Here is an 18906-nt window from a genome sequence, read left to right as displayed (position 1 = left end):
TCCATGGCCAGCTTGATGCAAGATCTGTCGGCGGCCGCCAGCGCCGCCTTTGAGGCCATGGGCCTCGAAGCCCGCTGGGGCGATATACGCCGCTCCGACAAGCCCGAACTGGCAGACTTCCAGTGCAATGGCGCGATGGGCGCGGCCAAGAAGGCCGGCAAGATCCCGCGCGACGTGGCCGCCGAGGTCGCCGCGGCGCTGAAGGAAAACGACATGGTCCTGTCGGCGGAAGTCGCCGGGCCGGGCTTCATCAATATCCGCGTCTCCGATGACGCGCTGGCCGCGCGGGCAGAGGCTGTGCGGGGCGAGAAGATGGCCGGGGCCGAAGGCGCGAGCGACCCGCAGGTCACCGTCATCGATTTCGGCGGCCCGAACGTCGCCAAGCCCATGCATGTCGGCCATTTGCGCTCTGCCGTGATCGGCGACACGCTGCGCCGCCTGCTGACCTTCCTTGGCGATCAGGTGACCGGCGATGTCCACCTCGGCGACTGGGGCCTGCAGATGGGCCACCTCGTTACCGAACTTCAGGACGAACAGCCGGGCCTCATCTATTTCGATGCAGATTTCACCGGTCCGTACCCGGAAGAGCCGCCGGTCACGATCGACGATCTGGCCCGCATGTACCCGGCCGCCAGCGCCAAGGCGAAGGACGACCCGGCCCGGCTGGAGCGCAGCCAGAAAGCCGTCGCCGAACTTCAGGCCGGCCGCCCCGGCTATCGCGCGCTGCTGAAGCATTTCATCGATGTCTCGGTCGCCGCGCTGAAGATCGACTATGAATTCCTCAACGTGCATTTCGACCTCTGGAAGGGCGAAAGCGATGTCGATGATCTGATCCCGGACCTGGTCGAGCAGTTCAAGAGGGCTGGCCTTGCCGAGGAAGACGGCGGCGCCGTGATTGTCCGCATCGCGCGCGACAGTGACAAGAAAGAGATGCCGCCGGTCATGCTGATCAACAGCCGCGGCGGCACCGGCTATCACACGACAGACCTCGCCACGATCATGGACCGGATGGAGACCCTCCAGCCGACGCCGCAGCGCATGCTCTACGTGGTGGACCAGCGCCAGGCGCTCCACTTCGAACAGGTGTTCCGCGCGGCGGAAATGGTCGGCCTGATAGACGAGGGCCGCCTCGAACATATCGGCTTCGGCACCGTGAACGGCCCGGACGGCAAACCCTTCAAGACCCGGGAAGGCGGCGTCCTGCGGCTGGCCGATCTCAACGCCATGGCGCTGGAAGAAGCGCAGAAGAAAATCGCCGAGGCCGGCAAGCTGCCGGAGGACATGGGCGCGGAAGAACGCGAAGAGGTCGCCGCAAGCGTCGCGCTCGCTGCACTGCGTTTCTCGGACCTGATGAATACACGGACCACGAACTATGTCTTCGATCTCGACAAGTTCACCAGCTTCGAAGGCAAGACCGGGCCGTACCTGCTGTACGCCGCCGTACGTGTGAAATCGCTGCTGCGCCGGGCCGAAGCCGACGGCAATGAAGCCGGCGACATCGCCATCGGCCACGATGCCGAGCGGGCGCTGGTCCTGCAGCTCGACAATTTTGCCTTCGCCTGCCTGCAGGCGCGCGAAAAGCGCATGCCGCATGTCCTGTGCGAACATCTCTACAATCTGGCGCAGGCGTTCAGCAGCTTCTATTCGGCCCTGCCGATTGCGTCGGAGAGCGACGCCACGCTGCGCGCCAGCCGTCTCGGCCTCGCCTCTGCCGTGCTGAAACAGCTGGAGACCGGGTTGGACCTTCTGGGCATTCGCGTGCCGGAGCGGATGTAGCGGCAGTTGAAGCGGCGGGCACGCGCTCAAGGCAACAGATCTGAATGAAGGCCACCGTCTGCAGCGCCGCGAGCAGCAGCGCGGGCAGGAACACGGCGTCGCTCGGCATCATCCGCCGGAAATTGCGCGGGTCCGGATCACCGTTGATCCAGAACAGCGCCGCCACAGCCGGAATGAGACACACGATGGCGGCATCGAGTGCCCGGTGCAATGTGCGCTGGTGCCGGTGGTCCGCCGCATGCCGGGGCAGCAACAGCGTGCCGAACGACCAGGCCGCATACCAGATCACGCCGCCCGCCAGCAGCCAGAGATTGGCGTGCAGCTTCGCGCGTTCGAGCAGGAAGCCGATATTGCCCGCCGGGTGGCGTTCCAGCAGGAAACTGCCCAGCCACAGCCATGGGCCGCCCGCAAGGAAAGCGGCGGTCCAGCAGGCATGACGGGCAGGGGCGCGCAGACGGGTCATGGGTAGGCCGGGCAGTATGCGGCGCCGAGTATGGCGCCATGGCCGGGCGCCTGCACAAAGAGGGCGCAGCTTTCCCCCGGTTTCAGGACGGGCAGGGCATAATTGTCGGGCGTGCCGGAATACTGGCCCAGCTTTTCCATTCCCAGCGCAACATTGCGGCCCTTCAGCTGGCGGCCCTTGTTCTCCCCGCCTCGCACGTTCGTTTCATGCTGTGTCAGCAGGCGGACGAAATATACATCCCCGCGGCCTTCGCCGGAGACCGACAAGGATCCGGGGCAGGTGGCAAGGCGCAGGGACGGGGCGGCGGCCCTGGCACGGGCGGCTTTCATGTCTCCGGCGCGGGAGCCGACGAATTCCGCCTTGCCACCCAGAATGGCTTGCGGCGTGTAGACCGAGGCCGTGCCGCGCAGGGCCTTGTTGTAGGCGCGTTGCCGGGCCGTGAAGTCCGGGGAGGAAAACGGGTCCTGCCAGCGCGAGCCGCCATATCGCAATTGGTCCCAGTAATCGACATGCCACTCAATGGTGACGAGGTCCGGGTCTTGGGCCAACCGGGCGAACAGCGCCTCGGCCGGCGGGCAGGAGGAACACCCTTGCGAGGTGAACAGTTCTGCGAGCTGGCGTCCCTGTGCTGTGTCTTGGGGCGTGCCTTGCGGTGGCTCGGATTTCGCCGGGGCGGCCATCAGGCTGAGGCTGGCGAGCACTGCCAGGGCGAGGATCGCGGACAAGGAAAGGGAACGGGACATCTGACGGCTCCGATTGCGGCAGCTGCCGTTCTGCCACCACCCGGTGCGCCATTTGAAATCACAAGGGCTCACACTTCTGTGCGCGCGCAGGGGCCCGTCGTGATCCGGTATCGTGTCGTGATCCGGTATAGTCCGGCATGATCATGGCTGGTCATGCAGGATCATGGCGTAGACGGATTTTGTGCAGCGGAAGTCATGTTCCACACGCGTCCCGCCCGATGGCTGCAAGTGGTGGGCTTATCCACCATTCCCGCCATCTGATCCTGCTGCAATCATTGCCGCGAAAACAAACTTATCCGACACTTCCGTCCCCGGACGTATACTCCGGCCCATGTCACTCTTCCAACCACCCGCGGGCTTCCCGCCGCATCTTGCGTATTTCTGGCCGCTGATCTGGTGCCAGGTGCTGTTGCTCCGTGCCGCGGTGCGGGCGGCCTATGGGCGGGGTGTGCAGTATCACTGGAGCGTCTCGCCCAATGGCCGCGTGTTTCTGACAAGCATTGACTGGCTGCCGTCCCAGAAGGCTGAACGCGCCTGGCTGGCGCCGGGCGAATATTCCAACAAGCGCCTCGCAGCGGCCTGCGATGGGACGGCCTTGTTGCTGGCCTATGCCCGTTTGTGCCTTGAACCGGCGGACTTTATGACAGCTGCACCGCTGCGTGGCCTTTGTCCGTTTGCCGTTGCTGGAAACCTGCCCCTGCCGGAAACCTGACACGCGGCCAGCCTCCGAAAACCTGTTCTCTGACGAAGCGCCTTCACGGGCGTCGCCCGCGCTTGCGGCGATGCAAGCTGTTGCCTCTGCGCCGCCTCTATCCCACCTATGGAGGGAGTTCAGCTTAAAAACAGGGAGGATGCGCGACATGGCCAGAAAGAAGGCCAAGGCGATACCGGGCCCGGACCAGCCCGCCAAGGACGGCACGGAGTGGGAACTTGCGTCCCAATGGGCGCAGGGCTGGAAATTCCTCAAATGGTCGGCCACTGCCTTTTTCGTGATCGCTTTCCTTGTGGTGATCGGGCAGGGCTTCCTGTTCTACCGCCTGTTCGACGACGTCCATCCGGTGCTGGGCTATGCCTATATCGTCATCCTGGCGCTGATGCTGGTGGTGCTGGTGGGCCGGCCGGTCATGGGCTTCCTGTCCATGCCGGTAGCGGCGAAACCGCCTTCCATCGCGATCGATCCGGACGCGCCAGCCCCGAAAGCCCTCGCCGCGCGCCTGCGCTATGACCTGAAATACCTGCTGATGCTGGTCGAGAATCCGCTGGTGCAGGAGGAGCGCGGCGCGATCGAGGAAGGCATCCTGCGCGGCCAGGCCCTTCTGCAGCGTGCCCGCCAGGCCGGGCCGGAAGAGGCGCTGATGATCTCCGCCGATCTCGAGCATTTCGAGCGCGACCATATCGAGGCGCTCCTGAAGCCGCTCGACAAGAAGGTGGAGCAGCTGATCCATGCCGAAGCTGTCGGCGTCGGCATCGCCACCGCCGTGTCGATGAACGGTACCGTGGATGCCTTCATCGTGCTTTGGCGGAACGCGAATCTCGTGGCCAAGGTGGCCCGGGTCTATTTCGGGCGCCCGCACCTGTGGGGCAGCCTGCGCATCCTGCGCGATGTTGCCGCCATCGTCGTGGTCGCCCGCGCGCTGGAGGATGTGACGGATCTGACCGGCGATGTCATCGGCAGCCTGCTGGGCCGGATGGGCGGCCTCGTCGCCGGGCCGGTCATGGATGGCGGGGTGAACGCGATGATGACGCTGAAGCTCGGCTATCTCGCCAAACGCCGCTGCCGCAGCTTCAAGGGCTGGTCGGCCGGGCAGGCGAAATCCATCTCGGCCGAGGCGCTGAAGGATGTGAAGGAGGAATCGGGTTCGGTCATCGGCGATCTGCTGAAGGGCGTGGGCGGGCTCACCTCCACGGCCTCAAGGGCGACAGAGAAGGCGCTGGCTGGCTCGCGCAGTGCCTGGGGTCTGGTGCAGAGCTGGTTCGGCGGCAACAAACCGGCCGGGGCGGGGCCGGAGAGCTGATCCGGCCATTTCAGGGCGCCCGATTCTGAGGCAGGCCTGTGGATTGCGCATCTGGCAGGGCTGTGCGCGCTTGCTGGCGCCGGGAATCCACGCTAGCAGGAGCACAGTATAAGTCCCCCCCGGGAGAGAGCGGGTATCAAGCCCCGCCGCCGAAGGCGCAACCGCCCCGGAAACGCTCAGGCAAAAGGGCCGGGAGAGGACCAACACGCTGGAAAGAGGCGGGCCGTCTGGCGCCACCTCGCCGAAGGAGCAAGCCCGGAGTTCACGGGCGGAATCTCTCAGGCGCCGAGACAGCGGGGGCGACGGACATGCGGCCGAGGCCGCTGACGTCTCCTGTGATGAGGGCGCCATGAGCGACGCAACAACCGAAGACCTGAAGCGAACCCCGCTGTACGACCTGCACGTCAAATGTGAGGCGAAGCTGGTGCCGTTCGCCGGGTATGAAATGCCGGTCCAGTTCCCCGCCGGCGTGATGGAAGAACACAACTGGACCCGCCAGCATGCGGGCCTGTTCGATGTCTCCCATATGGGGCCATGCTTCCTGACGCTGGAAGACGGCATTGGCGGCGGCGACGAAGCGCACGCGAAGATCGCGGCCATGGTCGAGGAACTGGTGCCGAGCGACATCACCAGCCTGAAGCCCGGCCAGGCGCGCCTCACCGTGCTGTTGAATGCGGAAGGCGGCATCCTGGACGACCTGATCATCACCCGCCCGATCGGCGATGACGCGCAGGGTAGCCTCTACATCGTCGTCAACGGCGCGATGAAAGAGCAGGACTGGGGCATCTTCGAAAAGGCGCTGGCTGGCCGCGCCGTGCTGACCCGGGCCGACGACCGCATCCTGTTCGCGCTTCAGGGGCCGGAAGCGGCTGACGTCATGAAGGATTTCTTCCCTGGCTGCGAAGAGCTCAAATTCATGCATCACATGCCGTTTGAACTGAACGGCACGCGCTGCATCGTTTCGCGCTGCGGCTATACCGGCGAAGACGGGTTCGAGGTTCTGGTGAAGCCGGAGGCGGGCATTCCGCTGGTCACGGAAATGCTGACCGATGAGCGGGTCAATCCCATCGGCCTCGGCGCGCGGGACTCGCTCCGCCTCGAAGCCGGCCTTTGCCTGTACGGGCATGACCTTGGCCCCGACACCTCGCCCATTGAAGCCGATCTTGGCTGGGTCATCCAGAAGCGCCGCCGCGAAGCGGGCGACTTCCCCGGCGCCGAGCGCATTCTCCGCGAGCGCAGCGAAGGCCCGTCCCGCAAGCGCGTCGGCATCAAGCCGCTGGAACGCGCCCCGGCCCGCGAGGGCACGGAAATCTTCATCGGGGACGAGAAAGTCGGCGTGGTCACGTCCGGCGGGTTCGGCCCGACGGTCGGCCATCCGGTCGCCATGGGCTATATTGCCACCGCCCACGCCGCACCGGGCACCGAAGTCCAGCTGATGGTGCGCGGCAAGGCGCGCCCGGCAGTTGTCGCCGATCTTCCCTTTGTTCCGCATAATTATAAGCGATAGGAGCCAGACCCCATGACCCGCTACACGCAACCGACGACCTTCTATACCGAAGACCATGAATGGGTGACGGTTCACAACGACCTCGCAACGGTCGGTATCACGCATTATGCCGAGAATGCCCTCGGCGACATCGTATTTGTCGAGCTTCCTGAAGTCGGTGCCGAGTTCGCGCCGGGCGACGACATGGCCGTCGTGGAAAGCGTCAAGGCCGCCTCCGACGTCTATGCCCCGATCCACGGCAAGGTCGTCGAAGTCAACGGCGCGCTCTCCGACAAGCCGGAAACGGTAAACGAGTCCCCGACGGAAAAAGGCTGGTTCTGCGTCCTGGAAATCAAGGACGGCGCCGAGATTGCCGGCCTGATGGATGAGGCAGCTTACAAGGCCTATTGCGAGAAGCTCTAGGCTTTTTCCAACACTTATGGAGTACGGGATGCGATATCTTCCCCTGACAGCGGACGACCGCGCCGAGATGCTGAAAACCATCGGTGCGAAATCGGTCGATGATTTTTATGCGGATGTTCCGGAGGCAGCCCGCCTGAACGGCACGGTCGAAGGCCTGCCGGATCATCAGGGGGAACTGGCCGTGGAGCGGCACATGTCGAACCTGGCTGCGAAGAACCGTGCGGCCTCGTCCGGCCCGTTCTTCGTCGGCGCCGGGGCCTACAAACACCATGTGCCGGCCACCGTGGACATGGTCATCCAGCGTTCCGAATTCCTGACGACCTACACGCCTTACCAGCCGGAAATCGCGCAGGGCACACTGCAGACCCTGTTTGAATTCCAGACGCAAGTTGCGGCCCTCACTGCCATGGATGTGGCCAACGCCTCCATGTATGACGGCTCGACGGCCTGCGCCGAAGCTGCCGTGATGGCGACACGCGCGACGCGCCGGAAGAAGGTGGTCCTCTCCGGCGGCCTGCATCCGCACTATGCCGCCGCAACGAAACTGCTGTGCGAAGCGCAGGGCATCGAAGTGGTGCAGCTGGAGCATGCCATCGATGGCGAACTGGCACTGGCCGACGCTGTCGACGATGCCACGGCCTGTGTGATCGGCCAGTCGCCGAACACGTTCGGGACGGTGACGGACCTCTCGCCTGTGGCCGAAGCGGCGCACGGAAAAGGCGCGCTGCTGGTCTCCGTGTTTACCGAAGCGGTCTCGCTCGGCCTCGTTACGCCACCCGGTGAAATGGGCGCCGACATCGCGGTCGGCGAAGGCCAGTCCATCGGGAACGGCCTGAATTTTGGCGGGCCTTATGTGGGCCTGTTTGCCTGTACCCAGAAACTTGTGCGGCAGATGCCGGGCCGCCTGTGCGGCGAGACGGTCGACGCGGAAGGCAAGCGCGGTTTCGTGCTGACGCTTTCGACCCGCGAGCAGCATATCCGCCGCGACAAGGCGACCTCGAACATCTGCACCAATTCCGGCCTCTGCGCGCTGGCCTTCACGGCGCACATGACGCTGCTGGGTGGTAAAGGCATGGAGCAGCTGGCCGTGCTGAACCATGAAGCCGCCTGCGACCTGGCCGACGCGCTGGCGGGCGTGCCCGGGGTCGAGATCCTCACGCCGCGCTTCTTCAACGAGTTCGCGTTCCGTACGCCCGTAAACGCAGAAGCCGTCCTCGCCATGCTGGACGAAGCCGGCATTGTCGGCGGCGTCCGTGCCAGCCGCTTGTTCCCGGGCGATCATCTGGGCGACGTCATCCTGTGCGCTGCGACGGAGTGCACGACACCGGAAGACATCGCCGCCTATGCCGCCGCCCTGAAGGAGATCATCTGATGACCATGAACACACAGGGCCGTCCCACTGCACCGGAGTCAGTCTCCATGTCCTCCATCGAAACCGTGTCCGGCTCGCGCGGCCTGTTGCAGCATGAAGACCTGCTGTTCGAGATCGGCACGTCTGAGACGACCGGCGTCGACTTGCCGGCCCCGAAAGGCACGAAGAACCGTCTCGGCGGTGTGGCCCGCAAGCAGCCGACCGGCCTGCCGGGCCTGTCCGAGCCGCAGGCGGTGCGCCACTACATGCGCCTCAGCCAGAAGAACTATGCCATCGACCTTGGCCTGTTCCCACTGGGCAGCTGCACGATGAAGCACAATCCGCGCCTCAATGAGAAGGTCGCGCGCCTGCCGGGGTTTGGCGACATTCACCCGCTGCAGCCGCAGGCGACGGTGCAGGGGGCGCTGGAGCTGATCGACGAACTGGCGATGTGGCTGAAGACGCTGACCAATATGCCGGCCGTGGCGATGAGCCCGAAGGCCGGCGCGCATGGTGAGTTCTGCGGCATGATGGCGATCCGCCAGGCGCTGATCGCGCGCGGCGAAGGGGAGACGCGCAAGCGCGTTCTGGTGCCGGAGTCCGCTCACGGAACGAACCCTGCGACGGCTGCCCAATGCGGTTTCATCGTCGACGAGATCAAGGCCAACAAGCGTGGCCGGGTCGATATGGACGACCTGAAAGCGAAGCTGGAAAAGCCGGATGATATTGCCGGCATCATGCTGACCAACCCGAACACGTGCGGCCTGTTCGAAACCGACATCAAGGAAATCGCCGATCTCATCCATGCGGCCGGCGGCTATTTCTATTGCGACGGCGCGAACTTCAACGCGATTGTCGGCCGGGTCCGTCCAGGTGATTTGGGCGTCGATGCGATGCACATCAATCTGCACAAGACCTTCTCTACCCCGCATGGCGGTGGCGGCCCGGGCTCCGGCCCGACAGTCCTGTCCGAAGCGCTGGCGCCCTATGCGCCGGTGCCATTCGTGGTGAAGGATGCCGACGGCATGTACCGCCTCGTCGAAGACATCGAAGGCGATGCGTCTGAAAGCTTTGGCCGCATGGTCGCTTTCCATGGCCAGATGGGCATGTTCGTGCGGGCGTTGACCTACATTCTCAGCCACGGCGCGGATGGGCTGAAACAGGCCAGCGAAGATGCGGTGCTGAACGCGAACTACATCCAGGCGCGCCTGAAGAGCGTGATGACAGCGCCGTTCGAAGGCTATTGCATGCACGAGGCGCTGTTCTCGGATGCATTCACGGCCGAAGGTATCGAGACGATCGACATCGCCAAGGCGCTGATCGACGAGGGATACCATCCGATGACGATGTATTTCCCGCTCGTGGTGCATGGCGCGATGCTGATCGAGCCGACGGAGTCGGAATCGAAGGCGGAGCTGGACAGGTTCTGTGACGCCTTGGAATCCATCGCCCGCCGCGCTGCGCAAGGGGATGAGGCGCTGAAAGGCGCACCGTATCTTGCTCCGATGCGGCGCCTCGATGAGACGAAAGCAGCGCGCAAGCCAGTGCTGAAATGGGCAGAGCCTGAACTGGCCCCGCCGGTCGCAGCCGAATAGGCTTTCTGTTCAGGCCACTACGTTGTTCAGGCTGGGGCGGGTCGCGGCTGGCCCCGGCGGAACAACCTCTCGCGCAGGCGCCCGAACAGGATGGTCAGCGGTTGCTCGTAGAAGCGATAGCTGAGCGCCGATGCGGTGAGGGTGAGGATGAGCCCGGTGACCGCGAAGGTGATGTTGTCCAGAACACCCGGATGCCCCAGCCGGAAAAACGGGGCGAGGCTTTCGGATTGTCCAAGCAATCCGAAGACATTTCGCAAAGCGCTGAGCACGATCAGGTGGCTAAGATAGAGTGCGAATGACCAGTCACCGACCTGGACCGCACCATCGAGCAGGGATTTGAAGAAGGATCGTATTCGCCGCAACTGGTCCGGCGCCCTCTGTCCCAGAAGCCAGCCGAACCAGATCACGATCGCCATGGCGATTGCCCCAACTGAAACAGTCAGGATCGTGGCGCCGCGCCGGACCGCTTCCGGGCTGTTCCTGTCGAACCCGGTGAGCTGATACAGCGCAAGCGTGACGAGGGCGCCAATCAGTGCGGGGATCAGCCAGGCGTGCCGTTTGGTCATGTCGAGCCCGGCGCAACCATAAACGAGAAGGGCGCACGGCAGGCCAAACGAGATCACCCGGCCCCACTGCAGCAGGAAATCGATTCCAGCGCCCTCATAGCACAGCGCCGCCAACAGCCACAAAGTGGCGACCAGGGTCAGGAGGCCGCTGCGCCAGATCAGGCCTTTCGTCACTGCCAGGCCAACGGCCGCGCCCAGAGTGAATTCCAGTGTCATCGGGTGAACGGCCAGCGCCAAAAAGGTCGTCGCGGTTGGCTGCGAGTAGCCCAGCAGCGCGCCGCTGGCGACGATGGCAGTCCAGATGGCGAGAAGGAGGGGCAGCCATCTGCGGGGCATCAGAAGGAACAGCGTGAAGACGAGGTAGAAATAGACTTCGTGGATAAGGGTCCAGCCCACGTTCAGCACCGGAAACGGTTCCTGCGGGACCAGGAGGAAAGACTTCACCAAGTATGGCACCATCGGATGCCCGAATGCCACCTTGTGCCAGCCGTCACTTTGTCCGCTGACCCCATGGGCGGCCAGCATGTAGATCGTTATACATCCCGCAAATGCCCACCAAACCGGATAGATCCGGGTGACCCGGGCGAAGAGGAAAGAAGCGGCAGGCTTCAGGCCGGTCAAACCATCGCGTGTGACGAACACCATGATGAAACCGGAAATCACGAAAAACAGATCGACCCCGGCAAAGCCGTTCGTGAAAAGTCCACCGATCAGGGGCTGCTCGGTCAGGCCATTCGCGGCAATGCCTTTGATTTCGAGTGCCCGGGCGTGCAACATGACGACCAGCAGCGCCGCGACGCCGCGAAGCGCCTGGATGGACTGCAGTTTCATATCGGCCTCGCTGTCCGGCGCCCCCCGGCGGTCATTTTCTAAGCAGGGTGTAGCAACCGGGCAACGTGGTTGCCAGACTTTGGACACATGGAAGTGATTTTACTTGGCAATGAAATTGGTCTGAACCCATATCCTCTTCATGTCCTCTACCGAACCTCCCATGACTGACTCACCTGCCGACGTTATTCGCAAACCGATCGACTCGGCCCGCAAGCATGTTGGAGGCTTGTTCCGCCAGATGCTGGCTGTGGTGGGCCTCATGCATATCGCGGTTGCGATCCCGGTGGGCATGGCGACACCCTTCCTGCCGATCGGCCTGCCGATCGCGATCATCGGCGTGATTCTGCTTGGACGGAACTCGACCTGGGGCCGCCGATGGATGGAAGGTGTCATGACGCGCCATCCCCGCGTGGAGCAGTTTGCTCCCAACTGGCTGATGCGGCTCGTCTTTGGCCGCGACAAACGGACCAACCTGAAAAGCCGCGCTGATTGATTGCTGTTGCACGGCTTGCAGCGCGCGCTGATCCACGCTCTATGGGGCCTGCACGAAACGGGAAGAACCGGGGCGAAGTATTATGACAAAATGGAACTGGGTGGCGCTCGCAGCGACGGCCATATTTCTTGCCGCATGCGGTGGCAGTGGTGATAACGGCGAACCGGCGATCAAGCCGTTTACGCCGAATGAACCGTTCGATCCCGATCCTTACCCATCGACTTACAAGGCCTATCCCAGCGCGCCTGTGTTGATCACCAACGCCACGATCCTGGATGGGGAAGGCGCGAAGATCGAAGAAGGCAGTCTGCTCCTGCAGGACGGAAAGGTTTCCGCCATTGGCGCAGACCTGGAGGCGCCGGAAGGCGTGACGGTCATCGACGCATCCGGCCGCTGGGTGACACCGGGTATCATCGACAATCACAGCCACCTCGGCGCGTATCCGTCTCCCTCCGTTTCTGCCCATCAGGATGGCAACGAAATTTCCGGGCCGGTCACCGCAGAAGTCTGGGTCGAGCATGGCATCTGGCCACAGGATCCAGGATTTGACCGGGCCTTGGCAGGCGGCGTGACCTCACTTCAGATTCTGCCCGGCAGCGCGAACCTGTTCGGCGGTCGCGGCATTACCCTGAAGAACGTCCCGGCGCGCACCGTGCAGGGCATGAAGTTTCCGGCTGCGCCGTACACGCTGAAGATGGCCTGCGGGGAAAACCCCAAGCGCGTGTATGGCTATGGCAGCGGCACGATTCCGGGCGGCGCGCCATTTTCCCGGATGGGGAACATGGCTGGCTACAGGGCCGCGTGGATCAAGGCGGCCGAATACAAGCGTAAATGGGACAAGTATTCCGCCGAGGGCGGCGAGATGCCGGCTCGCGACCTGGAACTCGATACGCTGGCTGGCGTGCTCGCGGGTGAGATCCTGGTTCACATGCACTGCTACCGTGCCGACGAGATGGCGCAGATCATGGATCTGTCGAACGAGTTTGGCTACAAGGTCACCGCTTTCCACCACGCCGTGGAGAGCTACAAGATCGCCGACAAACTGGCTGACTATGGCGCCTGTTCGTCCATGTGGGCGGACTGGTGGGGCTTCAAGATGGAAGCCTATGACGGCATCCCTGAAAACATTCCGATGGTTCATAATGCCGGCGCCTGTGCGATCGTGCATTCCGACAGCGACATCGGCATTCAGCGCCTGAACCAGGAAGCCGCCAAGGCGTGGGCCGACGGCAAGCGCGTCGGCATAGACGTGCCCATCGAAGAGGCCTGGGAATGGCTCTCACTGAACCCGGCAAAATCACTCGGCATTGATGCGCGGACTGGCTCCCTGAAGCCCGGCAAGATGGGCGATGTTGTGATCTGGTCCGGCAATCCGTTCAGCGTCTACACAAAGGCCGATCAGGTCTTTATCGATGGCGCTCTGATGTATGATCGCGCCGACGATTCCGTTCGTCCCGTCAGGGACTTTGAACTCGGCCAGCCTGGCGAAGGAGACATGAAATGATCCGCAAGCTGATGGCAAGCGCTGCAATTGCCGCCGTGGCCGTGCTCGGCGCTTCGGCACAAACCTATGTGGTCGAAGGCAAGAAAGTGTGGACCGGCACCGATGCCGGTACGATCGAGAATGGGGTCGTGGTTATCCGCAATGGCACGATCATGTCGGTCGGCCCCTCCACCACGACGAAACCAGAGGGCGCGGAAGTCATCAGTGCCGAATGGGTGACGCCCGGCCTCATCTCGGCTTATTCCCGGACGGGGATCATCGAAGTCGATGCGGAAGATTCGACCAATGATGCCATCGCGGCCCTGTCAGGATTTTCTGCTTCGCTGGATGCGTCCGATGGCTTCAATCCGGATGACACCGCGGTGGATGTCAGCCGGCTTGGCGGCGTGACTCGCGTTGCCGTCGTACCGCAACCATCGACCAATCTGTTTGCCGGTCAGGGCTTTATTGCCGATACGAGCGGCGCGCAGGACACCGACCTGACGCCGAAGGCTTTCACCTTCATCACGCTCGGTGAAGGCGGGGCAGGGCTGGCTGGCGGATCGCGCCCGGCGGCCTGGGCCCAGCTGAGGGCTGCCTTCGATGACGCCCGTGCCTATCCCACCCGCTATATTGCGGGCGGTGAAGGGGATGTCTTGTCCCGCCGGGATGCAGAAGCCCTGGCGCCAGCCGCACGAGGACGCCAGCTGATCCTGATCGATGCGCGCAGCGCGACCGATCTGAATGCTGTGATGGACCTTGCGGAATCGAACCGGAACCTGAAATTTGCCATCATCGGCGCTGACGAAGGCTGGCGAGTGGCAGACCGGCTGGCAGAGCTGGATATTCCGGTCATTGTCGACGGGTTCGCAAACCTGCCCGCGAGCTTCTCACAGCTTGCTGCGACGCAGGAAAATGCTGCCCGGCTCGATGATGCCGGGGTTCAGGTCGCGATCGTCAACCTTGATGACTCGACGCATCTGGCCCGCCTGATGACGCAAATTGCCGGCAATGCCGTGGCCAATGGCATGGACTGGGACGATGCCATGAAGGCACTGACCGTAACCCCTGCATCCATCTACGGATTGTCTGGCTACGGAATTCTGGCGCCCGGCGCCCATGCCGATGTCGTCGCATGGGACGGTGATCCACTGGAGGTGACCACGAACACCGATGCGGTCTTCATTGACGGGGAACCCCAGGAGATGACCTCGCGCCAGACGGAGCTGCGCGATCGTTACCTGTCGCTGGACAAGACTGATCGCCCCTATGCCTATGTGAAGCCATAGAGGCTGGAAGCATCAGCCGGCGCTTGCGCCTGCATTCAGTGCATTGATCAGATCCGCCGTGACCGTGCCCGTTACGGGCAGGTTGTTGGCGCGCTGATAATCACGGATCGCGGTGGCCGTTCCATCCCCCATGATGCCGTCTGGCGTGCCGGTCGCGTAACCGAGCGCGCTCAGGGCTTTCTGGATCGCCTGAACCTGCAGAGGGTTGCCCATATTCCAGGACTGGGCTCCGAAGCGGCCATTGGCAATCGCATTGGCCGGGGCAGGCTGCCAGGTTGCGGCGCGGCTGCGGGCCTGTGCGGCGGCTTCCGGTGAAACGCGTTCCATCAGTTCGGCGATCTTTGCCGGTGCGCCGCCGTCACCATTGCGGTTGGCGACGTCGAACCAGAACAGGGATTCGGTGAGGTTCGGGCTGATGCCGAGACCTTGCTCATAGAGGACGCCCAGATTGTACTGGCTGTCGACCACGCCATATTCGGCGCCCTTGCGGAACCATTCCACAGCGCCGGCATAGGTTTGCTCGCCACCTTCTCCTTCGGCCATGAAGACGGCCAGGTCGTGCATTGCTTTCACATTCCCGCCGGTTGCCGCTTTCTCGGTCCACTCCCGTGCAAGGGCAAGATCTTTCGGAACGCCGGTGCCGCGCTCGTGCAGCTTCGCGAGCGCATATTGCGCAATGGGGAGACCCTTCTGCGCGGCTTTGCGCATCAGTGCTGCGCCGTCGGCATAGTCCCCGGATGTCAGTTTTTCCTGAGCCAGTTGATACTGCGCGATATAGTTTCCGGATGCGGCAGCGGCCTGAACCGTCACGACGGGCGGGATTGGGGCATATTGTGCCTGAGCGGGCGGTGTTGCCGGTTCGCCGAACAGGTCCTCTTCGATGGCCGCTGCGGACTGGTCATCTGCATCGGCCGTATCATCGCTGGTCGCGAGCGAGGCGGCCGCGGCGTCGTTGGCACCCGGATCAACATAGGTGCTGACCGGCGCTGACTGGACCGGCGCGTCCTGCTTGCCGCGAATGTAGAGGTAGCCGCCTGCAGCCACGCCTGCGACGGCAACAGCTGAAGCAGCCGCGATCAGGGGCAGGCGGCTGGAGCCGACAGACGTCATCCGGACCAAGGGGCGCCCGGAGTTGCCGGCGGTTTGCGTGCTGCCTTTGCCGAAGCTTGCCGCCATGGCGGCTTTGCGCGCGCGTGTCAGGTAATCGGCGGTGTCGGCGTCGAGCTGTTTATCAGCCTCTTCAGCAGCTTCCGCTTCACTGGATTCCGGTTCCGCGGCCACGGCCACTTCTGCCTCATCCGCTGGCAGCTCGGCGGCGGGCAGGTCGATCGCCTCAAACTCTTCATCGTCGAAAATGTCGGATTCCCGTGCCTCGGTATGGGCTTCGTCGAGGCCTTCAAGCCCATCCAGCGCCTCCAGAGGGGTGACGAGTTCGTCTTCACTTTCCTCCGTAAACAGATCCGGGGTCTCGTCCGGTTCTGTTTCGCCGTCTGCTTCAGCCTCCAAGGTGGCAAAGCTCAGGCCTTCGACTGCGGCGCGGATAGCGTCGAAATCGTCTTCGAATGACTCTGCCGTTTCCGCCTGAATGTCGTCATCAGGTTCGGAATCCCAGGACTCGAGACCCGCTTCAAATGTGTCAGCATCATCATCGGCGGCATGGTCTTCTTCGACCGGGCCTTCGGCGTAAATTTCTTCGGCTTCGAAGGCGACGCCATCGTCGTCCTCTGAAACCTCAGTTTCTGCTTCGGGCGGGGCCGTGTCGGAGGCGTCGGCAGGCGGTGGCGTGTCTTCGGTTTCTGGCAGGGAGACCGCCGGCTCTATTTGTGAGCCCGGCTCATCTGCTTCGAAATCGGCAAAGGCCTCGAATGTGTCGAAGTCTTCAAAGCTGTCGAACTCGGATGGCGTGTCAAAGGCTTCGAACTGGCTGTCCGACAAGGGATTATCATCGATGTCAGCCAAGCTGGCGGGGACGCTGTCCAGTTCAACCGGCGCGCCGGGGGGCGGCGTGTTTTCTTCCAGGCTTTCGAGACGGGCCGCCAACATGGCGATGGCCTTCTGCACCGGAGACACGGATTCATTGGCCTGCGACTGCATTTGTTCCAGACGCTCGGAGACGCCGGCAAGCGCATCGGAAAGGCGGGCATCCGCTTTCTTCCGGTTTTCGTCGACCTGTTCGGCCAAGGCCTTGATCGCCTCGTTCTGGCGCGACTGGAGGCGATTATTGGCCGCGGCAACCTGATCGCCGATCTGCTCAATCGCTTCAGCGCTGCGGGATTCGCTGTCATTGACCCGTTGGGTCAGGTCTTCGGCCAGTTCATCGATCCGCTCACTGACCGTCTTGCCAAGACGCTCGATCTCTTCGCGCACGGCTTCGCCCGTGGCGGCATCACTGCGTTCTTCAACTTCGCGCAACCGGGTATCAAAGGTCTTGTTGAGCGAACCCACCTGCGCAGAGACTTGCTCGATGGCGCTGGCCTGACGCTCTTCGTTGGCGTCCAGCCGCTCCTGCATGCCGCTGAGCGTTTCCTTCACCTCGGCGACGGCTTCCTCTCCGGAGGTCGTTGCCGTGCGCGTGATTTCTTCCGCCAGCTCCTGGCGTACGGCATCAACCGTCTCGCGCACAGAGGACATCATGTCTTCGAAGCGGGCTTCAAATTCGGTCCGCAACTGGTCGGCGAGATCCGGGGCCATCTTGCTGGCAACGTCGCCGATCCGCTCATCGAGACTTGAGACCGTTGTTTCGAGATTCTTCAGCGCCGAGTCGGTCGTGGTTTCCGCACGCGTCAGCCGGTTCTGAATTTGGTCGAACCGCATATCCAGGGAATCGAGCGCGCCGGAGACATCGGTCTCAATGGCCTCCATGCGCGTTTCGGTTGCTTCCAGCCGTTCTGCCCGGTCGCTGACGGCCTCCAGGCGCTCCTGCACTTCCGTTTCGAGGCCGTCCATGCGTTCGGAAACCTGGCGCGCAACGCCGGCAGCACGAAGCGCGGCTTGTTCGACGCCCTGCTTGATTTGTTCGGCGGTGTCGGTCCGTGTGGTCTCGACCCGGGTTTCCATGGCCTCGACGCGTTCGATGATGTCCATGAACCCGGATTCGACCCGGCCCTTGATCGCCTGGGTTTCCTGCTCGGCGAGTTCGCTCTCTTCGTAGACATGGCTGGCCAGCTTGCCGAGGGCGCTTTCGAGCGCTTTCATGGCCTCAAGATTTTCCTGCTGGGAATCGTCTTCTTCCAGCCGGCGGACCTTCTGTTTCAGGGCATTGTGGGTTTCGCGCAGCTGGTCGATGACGCCTTCGACATGGCCTGCAATGGCAGCGGTTGTCTGCTGGGTGTCTTCCAGTCGGCCCACCAGGTCATGGATCGTGTCGTCCATGCTGGTGATTGCCATGGCCGAGCGGGCCTCGGTGGCTTCGATCCGGCGGGTCAGGCGCTCGAGTGCATCATCTGCCGAACCGGACCGCGGACGGCGGGCATCGGCAGGGCCGGGCACTTCATTCGGCTGGCGACCCTCAGCAGGGGCTTTCATCAGCCGGTCGAGGTATTCGCCCAGAGTCAGTCCTTCCGAGCGGGCGGCCTCTCTCGCGGCTTCGCGGGCGCGCTGGTCGATTCCCTTCGCCGCCCCTGTGCCTGACTGACTCATCCCCATACTCCTGACAGCCAATCCGCCCGCATCGGTTAACGAAACAGGCAGATTTGTTCATTTTCCCCATGTTTGATGGCAGGTGTCGTCTTAAGGGGAGGTTAAAGGTAAAGATTTCCGCTTAATCTGATAACTGTAGGGTAATTTCCGGTTAATTGGCTTAGAAGGCCGGAATGGCGCAAAATTTATTCGGGGCTTACGTTGACGTTCGCGTAAGGTTTGATCTAAGTTGACCCTATGTCACACAAGCACCCCTCGATTTCCGCTGCAGATTCCCGCACCTACACAATCTCTGAACTCGCCCGGGAGTTCGGGGTAACGCCACGGGCCCTGCGTTTCTACGAAGACAAAGACATGCTGCACCCGGCGCGTGATGGCATGATGCGGGTCTATTCAAACCGGGACCGCGCACGGCTGACGATAATTGTCCGCCTCAAGCGCCTTGGATTGCCGCTGGCCGACATCCGCGAGATCCTTGATCTCTATGCGCTGAATGACGGCAAGCGGGCGCAGACGCGCATGATGCTGGAGAAGTTCCGCAAACAGGTGAAAGAGCTGGAAATCCAGCGTGAAGATATCGACACCGCGCTCGGAGAACTCCGCAAAGGCATCGTCTGGCTGGAGGGCCTGGTTGACCAGGTCGGCCCTACCGAAGAAGGCAAACGTCAAGCGGCCGCCTATGAGGCTGTGGCACGTCGACAGCTTGATGAAGTCTGATCTGTAAGGCGGGTTTTCCGCCATATTAGAAAGACC

General features: G+C 63.0%; 15 protein-coding genes and 1 riboswitch. Of the genes, 12 read left to right on the top strand and 3 right to left on the bottom strand.

Going from position 1 to position 18906, the window contains the following annotated elements:
• Nucleotides 1-3: 3 nt before the first annotated feature.
• Nucleotides 4-1776: an arginine--tRNA ligase gene (gene argS / locus HAD_RS15545; protein WP_035573348.1), complete on the top strand. Its 1773-nt coding sequence runs from the start codon at nucleotides 4-6 to the stop codon at nucleotides 1774-1776.
• Between the two features lie 238 nt (nucleotides 1777-2014).
• A complete protein-coding gene (locus tag HAD_RS18685) occupies nucleotides 2015-2245 on the top strand; it encodes a hypothetical protein (RefSeq protein ID WP_162177524.1) in 231 nt (76 codons plus the stop codon).
• Here the strand turns inward: HAD_RS18685 and HAD_RS15535 are convergent.
• Nucleotides 2236-2982 carry a DUF1223 domain-containing protein gene (locus tag HAD_RS15535; RefSeq protein WP_051596366.1) on the bottom strand — a complete coding sequence of 249 codons (747 nt, stop codon included), beginning with the start codon at nucleotides 2980-2982 and terminating at the stop codon, nucleotides 2236-2238. The two genes, HAD_RS18685 and HAD_RS15535, sit on opposite strands and share 10 nt — an antisense overlap.
• 331 nt (nucleotides 2983-3313) lie before the next feature.
• Between HAD_RS15535 and HAD_RS15530 the strand changes: the two genes are divergently transcribed.
• The 6 genes from HAD_RS15530 to gcvPB all read left to right on the top strand — a co-directional run bounded on the left by HAD_RS15530 (nucleotide 3314) and on the right by gcvPB (nucleotide 9852).
• Nucleotides 3314-3694 carry a hypothetical protein gene (locus HAD_RS15530; RefSeq protein ID WP_035573345.1) on the top strand — a complete coding sequence of 127 codons (381 nt, stop codon included), beginning with the start codon at nucleotides 3314-3316 and terminating at the stop codon, nucleotides 3692-3694.
• A 148-nt stretch (nucleotides 3695-3842) separates the two neighbouring features.
• Nucleotides 3843-4997 (top strand): YcjF family protein, encoded by a 1155-nt coding sequence (locus HAD_RS15525; protein ID WP_035573344.1) that lies wholly within the window; start codon nucleotides 3843-3845, stop codon nucleotides 4995-4997.
• 110 nt (nucleotides 4998-5107) lie between these two features.
• Nucleotides 5108-5199, top strand: a riboswitch (glycine riboswitch).
• A 147-nt stretch (nucleotides 5200-5346) separates the two neighbouring features.
• A complete protein-coding gene (gene gcvT, locus HAD_RS15520) occupies nucleotides 5347-6504 on the top strand; it encodes a glycine cleavage system aminomethyltransferase GcvT (RefSeq protein ID WP_035573343.1) in 1158 nt (385 codons plus the stop codon).
• A gap of 12 nt (nucleotides 6505-6516) precedes the next feature.
• Nucleotides 6517-6906: a glycine cleavage system protein GcvH gene (gene gcvH / locus HAD_RS15515; RefSeq protein WP_035573342.1), complete on the top strand. Its 390-nt coding sequence runs from the start codon at nucleotides 6517-6519 to the stop codon at nucleotides 6904-6906.
• Between the two features lie 28 nt (nucleotides 6907-6934).
• Nucleotides 6935-8278: an aminomethyl-transferring glycine dehydrogenase subunit GcvPA gene (gene gcvPA, locus HAD_RS15510; RefSeq protein ID WP_035573340.1), complete on the top strand. Its 1344-nt coding sequence runs from the start codon at nucleotides 6935-6937 to the stop codon at nucleotides 8276-8278.
• Entirely contained in the window at nucleotides 8278-9852 is a 1575-nt protein-coding gene (gcvPB, locus tag HAD_RS15505; protein ID WP_035573338.1) for an aminomethyl-transferring glycine dehydrogenase subunit GcvPB, read from the top strand. The genes gcvPA and gcvPB overlap by 1 nt, the downstream gene beginning before the upstream one ends.
• A gap of 26 nt (nucleotides 9853-9878) precedes the next feature.
• On the opposite strand, the gene HAD_RS15500 is transcribed toward gcvPB, so the two are convergent.
• Entirely contained in the window at nucleotides 9879-11249 is a 1371-nt protein-coding gene (locus HAD_RS15500) for an acyltransferase family protein (RefSeq protein WP_035573335.1), read from the bottom strand.
• Between the two features lie 160 nt (nucleotides 11250-11409).
• Here HAD_RS15500 and HAD_RS15495 point away from each other — a divergent pair, with 160 nt between their 5' ends.
• The 3 genes from HAD_RS15495 to HAD_RS15485 all read left to right on the top strand — a co-directional run bounded on the left by HAD_RS15495 (nucleotide 11410) and on the right by HAD_RS15485 (nucleotide 14514).
• Complete coding sequence (locus HAD_RS15495) at nucleotides 11410-11742, top strand: hypothetical protein (RefSeq protein ID WP_199285854.1); 333 nt, start codon at nucleotides 11410-11412, stop codon at nucleotides 11740-11742.
• 82 nt (nucleotides 11743-11824) lie between these two features.
• Nucleotides 11825-13246: an amidohydrolase gene (locus HAD_RS15490; protein WP_035573333.1), complete on the top strand. Its 1422-nt coding sequence runs from the start codon at nucleotides 11825-11827 to the stop codon at nucleotides 13244-13246.
• Nucleotides 13243-14514 (top strand): amidohydrolase family protein, encoded by a 1272-nt coding sequence (locus HAD_RS15485; protein ID WP_035573331.1) that lies wholly within the window; start codon nucleotides 13243-13245, stop codon nucleotides 14512-14514. Before HAD_RS15490 ends, HAD_RS15485 begins: the two co-directional genes overlap by 4 nt.
• Before the next feature lie 12 nt (nucleotides 14515-14526).
• Here HAD_RS15485 and HAD_RS15480 read toward each other — a convergent pair whose 3' ends face one another.
• Nucleotides 14527-18153 (bottom strand): peptidoglycan-binding protein, encoded by a 3627-nt coding sequence (locus tag HAD_RS15480; protein WP_035573329.1) that lies wholly within the window; start codon nucleotides 18151-18153, stop codon nucleotides 14527-14529.
• 237 nt (nucleotides 18154-18390) lie between these two features.
• Between HAD_RS15480 and HAD_RS15475 the strand changes: the two genes are divergently transcribed.
• A complete protein-coding gene (locus tag HAD_RS15475; RefSeq protein WP_051596365.1) occupies nucleotides 18391-18870 on the top strand; it encodes a MerR family transcriptional regulator in 480 nt (159 codons plus the stop codon).
• Nucleotides 18871-18906 lie beyond the last annotated feature (36 nt).

Source organism: Hyphomonas adhaerens MHS-3, assembly GCF_000685235.1.
Classification (GTDB): Bacteria; Pseudomonadota; Alphaproteobacteria; order Caulobacterales; family Hyphomonadaceae; genus Hyphomonas; species Hyphomonas adhaerens.
The sequence above is the reverse complement of the archived record's forward strand: the minus strand, read 5'-3'. Positions and strand labels throughout refer to the sequence as shown.

What these genes read in the sequence shown, in the direction of transcription:
- HAD_RS15485 (WP_035573331.1), top strand. Translation starts at nt 13,243, where the DNA reads ATGATCCGCAAGCTGATGGCAAGCGCTGCAATTGCCGCCGTGGCCGTG.
- HAD_RS15495 (WP_199285854.1), top strand. Translation starts at nt 11,410, where the DNA reads ATGACTGACTCACCTGCCGACGTTATTCGCAAACCGATCGACTCGGCC.
- HAD_RS18685 (WP_162177524.1), top strand. Translation starts at nt 2,015, where the DNA reads ATGCCGGGGCAGCAACAGCGTGCCGAACGACCAGGCCGCATACCAGAT.
- gcvPA (WP_035573340.1), top strand. Translation starts at nt 6,935, where the DNA reads ATGCGATATCTTCCCCTGACAGCGGACGACCGCGCCGAGATGCTGAAA.
- HAD_RS15475 (WP_051596365.1), top strand. Translation starts at nt 18,391, where the DNA reads ATGTCACACAAGCACCCCTCGATTTCCGCTGCAGATTCCCGCACCTAC.
- argS (WP_035573348.1), top strand. Translation starts at nt 4, where the DNA reads ATGGCCAGCTTGATGCAAGATCTGTCGGCGGCCGCCAGCGCCGCCTTT.
- HAD_RS15525 (WP_035573344.1), top strand. Translation starts at nt 3,843, where the DNA reads ATGGCCAGAAAGAAGGCCAAGGCGATACCGGGCCCGGACCAGCCCGCC.
- HAD_RS15500 (WP_035573335.1), bottom strand. Translation starts at nt 11,249, where the DNA reads ATGAAACTGCAGTCCATCCAGGCGCTTCGCGGCGTCGCGGCGCTGCTG.
- gcvT (WP_035573343.1), top strand. Translation starts at nt 5,347, where the DNA reads ATGAGCGACGCAACAACCGAAGACCTGAAGCGAACCCCGCTGTACGAC.
- gcvH (WP_035573342.1), top strand. Translation starts at nt 6,517, where the DNA reads ATGACCCGCTACACGCAACCGACGACCTTCTATACCGAAGACCATGAA.
- HAD_RS15535 (WP_051596366.1), bottom strand. Translation starts at nt 2,982, where the DNA reads ATGTCCCGTTCCCTTTCCTTGTCCGCGATCCTCGCCCTGGCAGTGCTC.
- HAD_RS15530 (WP_035573345.1), top strand. Translation starts at nt 3,314, where the DNA reads ATGTCACTCTTCCAACCACCCGCGGGCTTCCCGCCGCATCTTGCGTAT.
- HAD_RS15490 (WP_035573333.1), top strand. Translation starts at nt 11,825, where the DNA reads ATGACAAAATGGAACTGGGTGGCGCTCGCAGCGACGGCCATATTTCTT.
- HAD_RS15480 (WP_035573329.1), bottom strand. Translation starts at nt 18,153, where the DNA reads ATGAGTCAGTCAGGCACAGGGGCGGCGAAGGGAATCGACCAGCGCGCC.
- gcvPB (WP_035573338.1), top strand. Translation starts at nt 8,278, where the DNA reads ATGACCATGAACACACAGGGCCGTCCCACTGCACCGGAGTCAGTCTCC.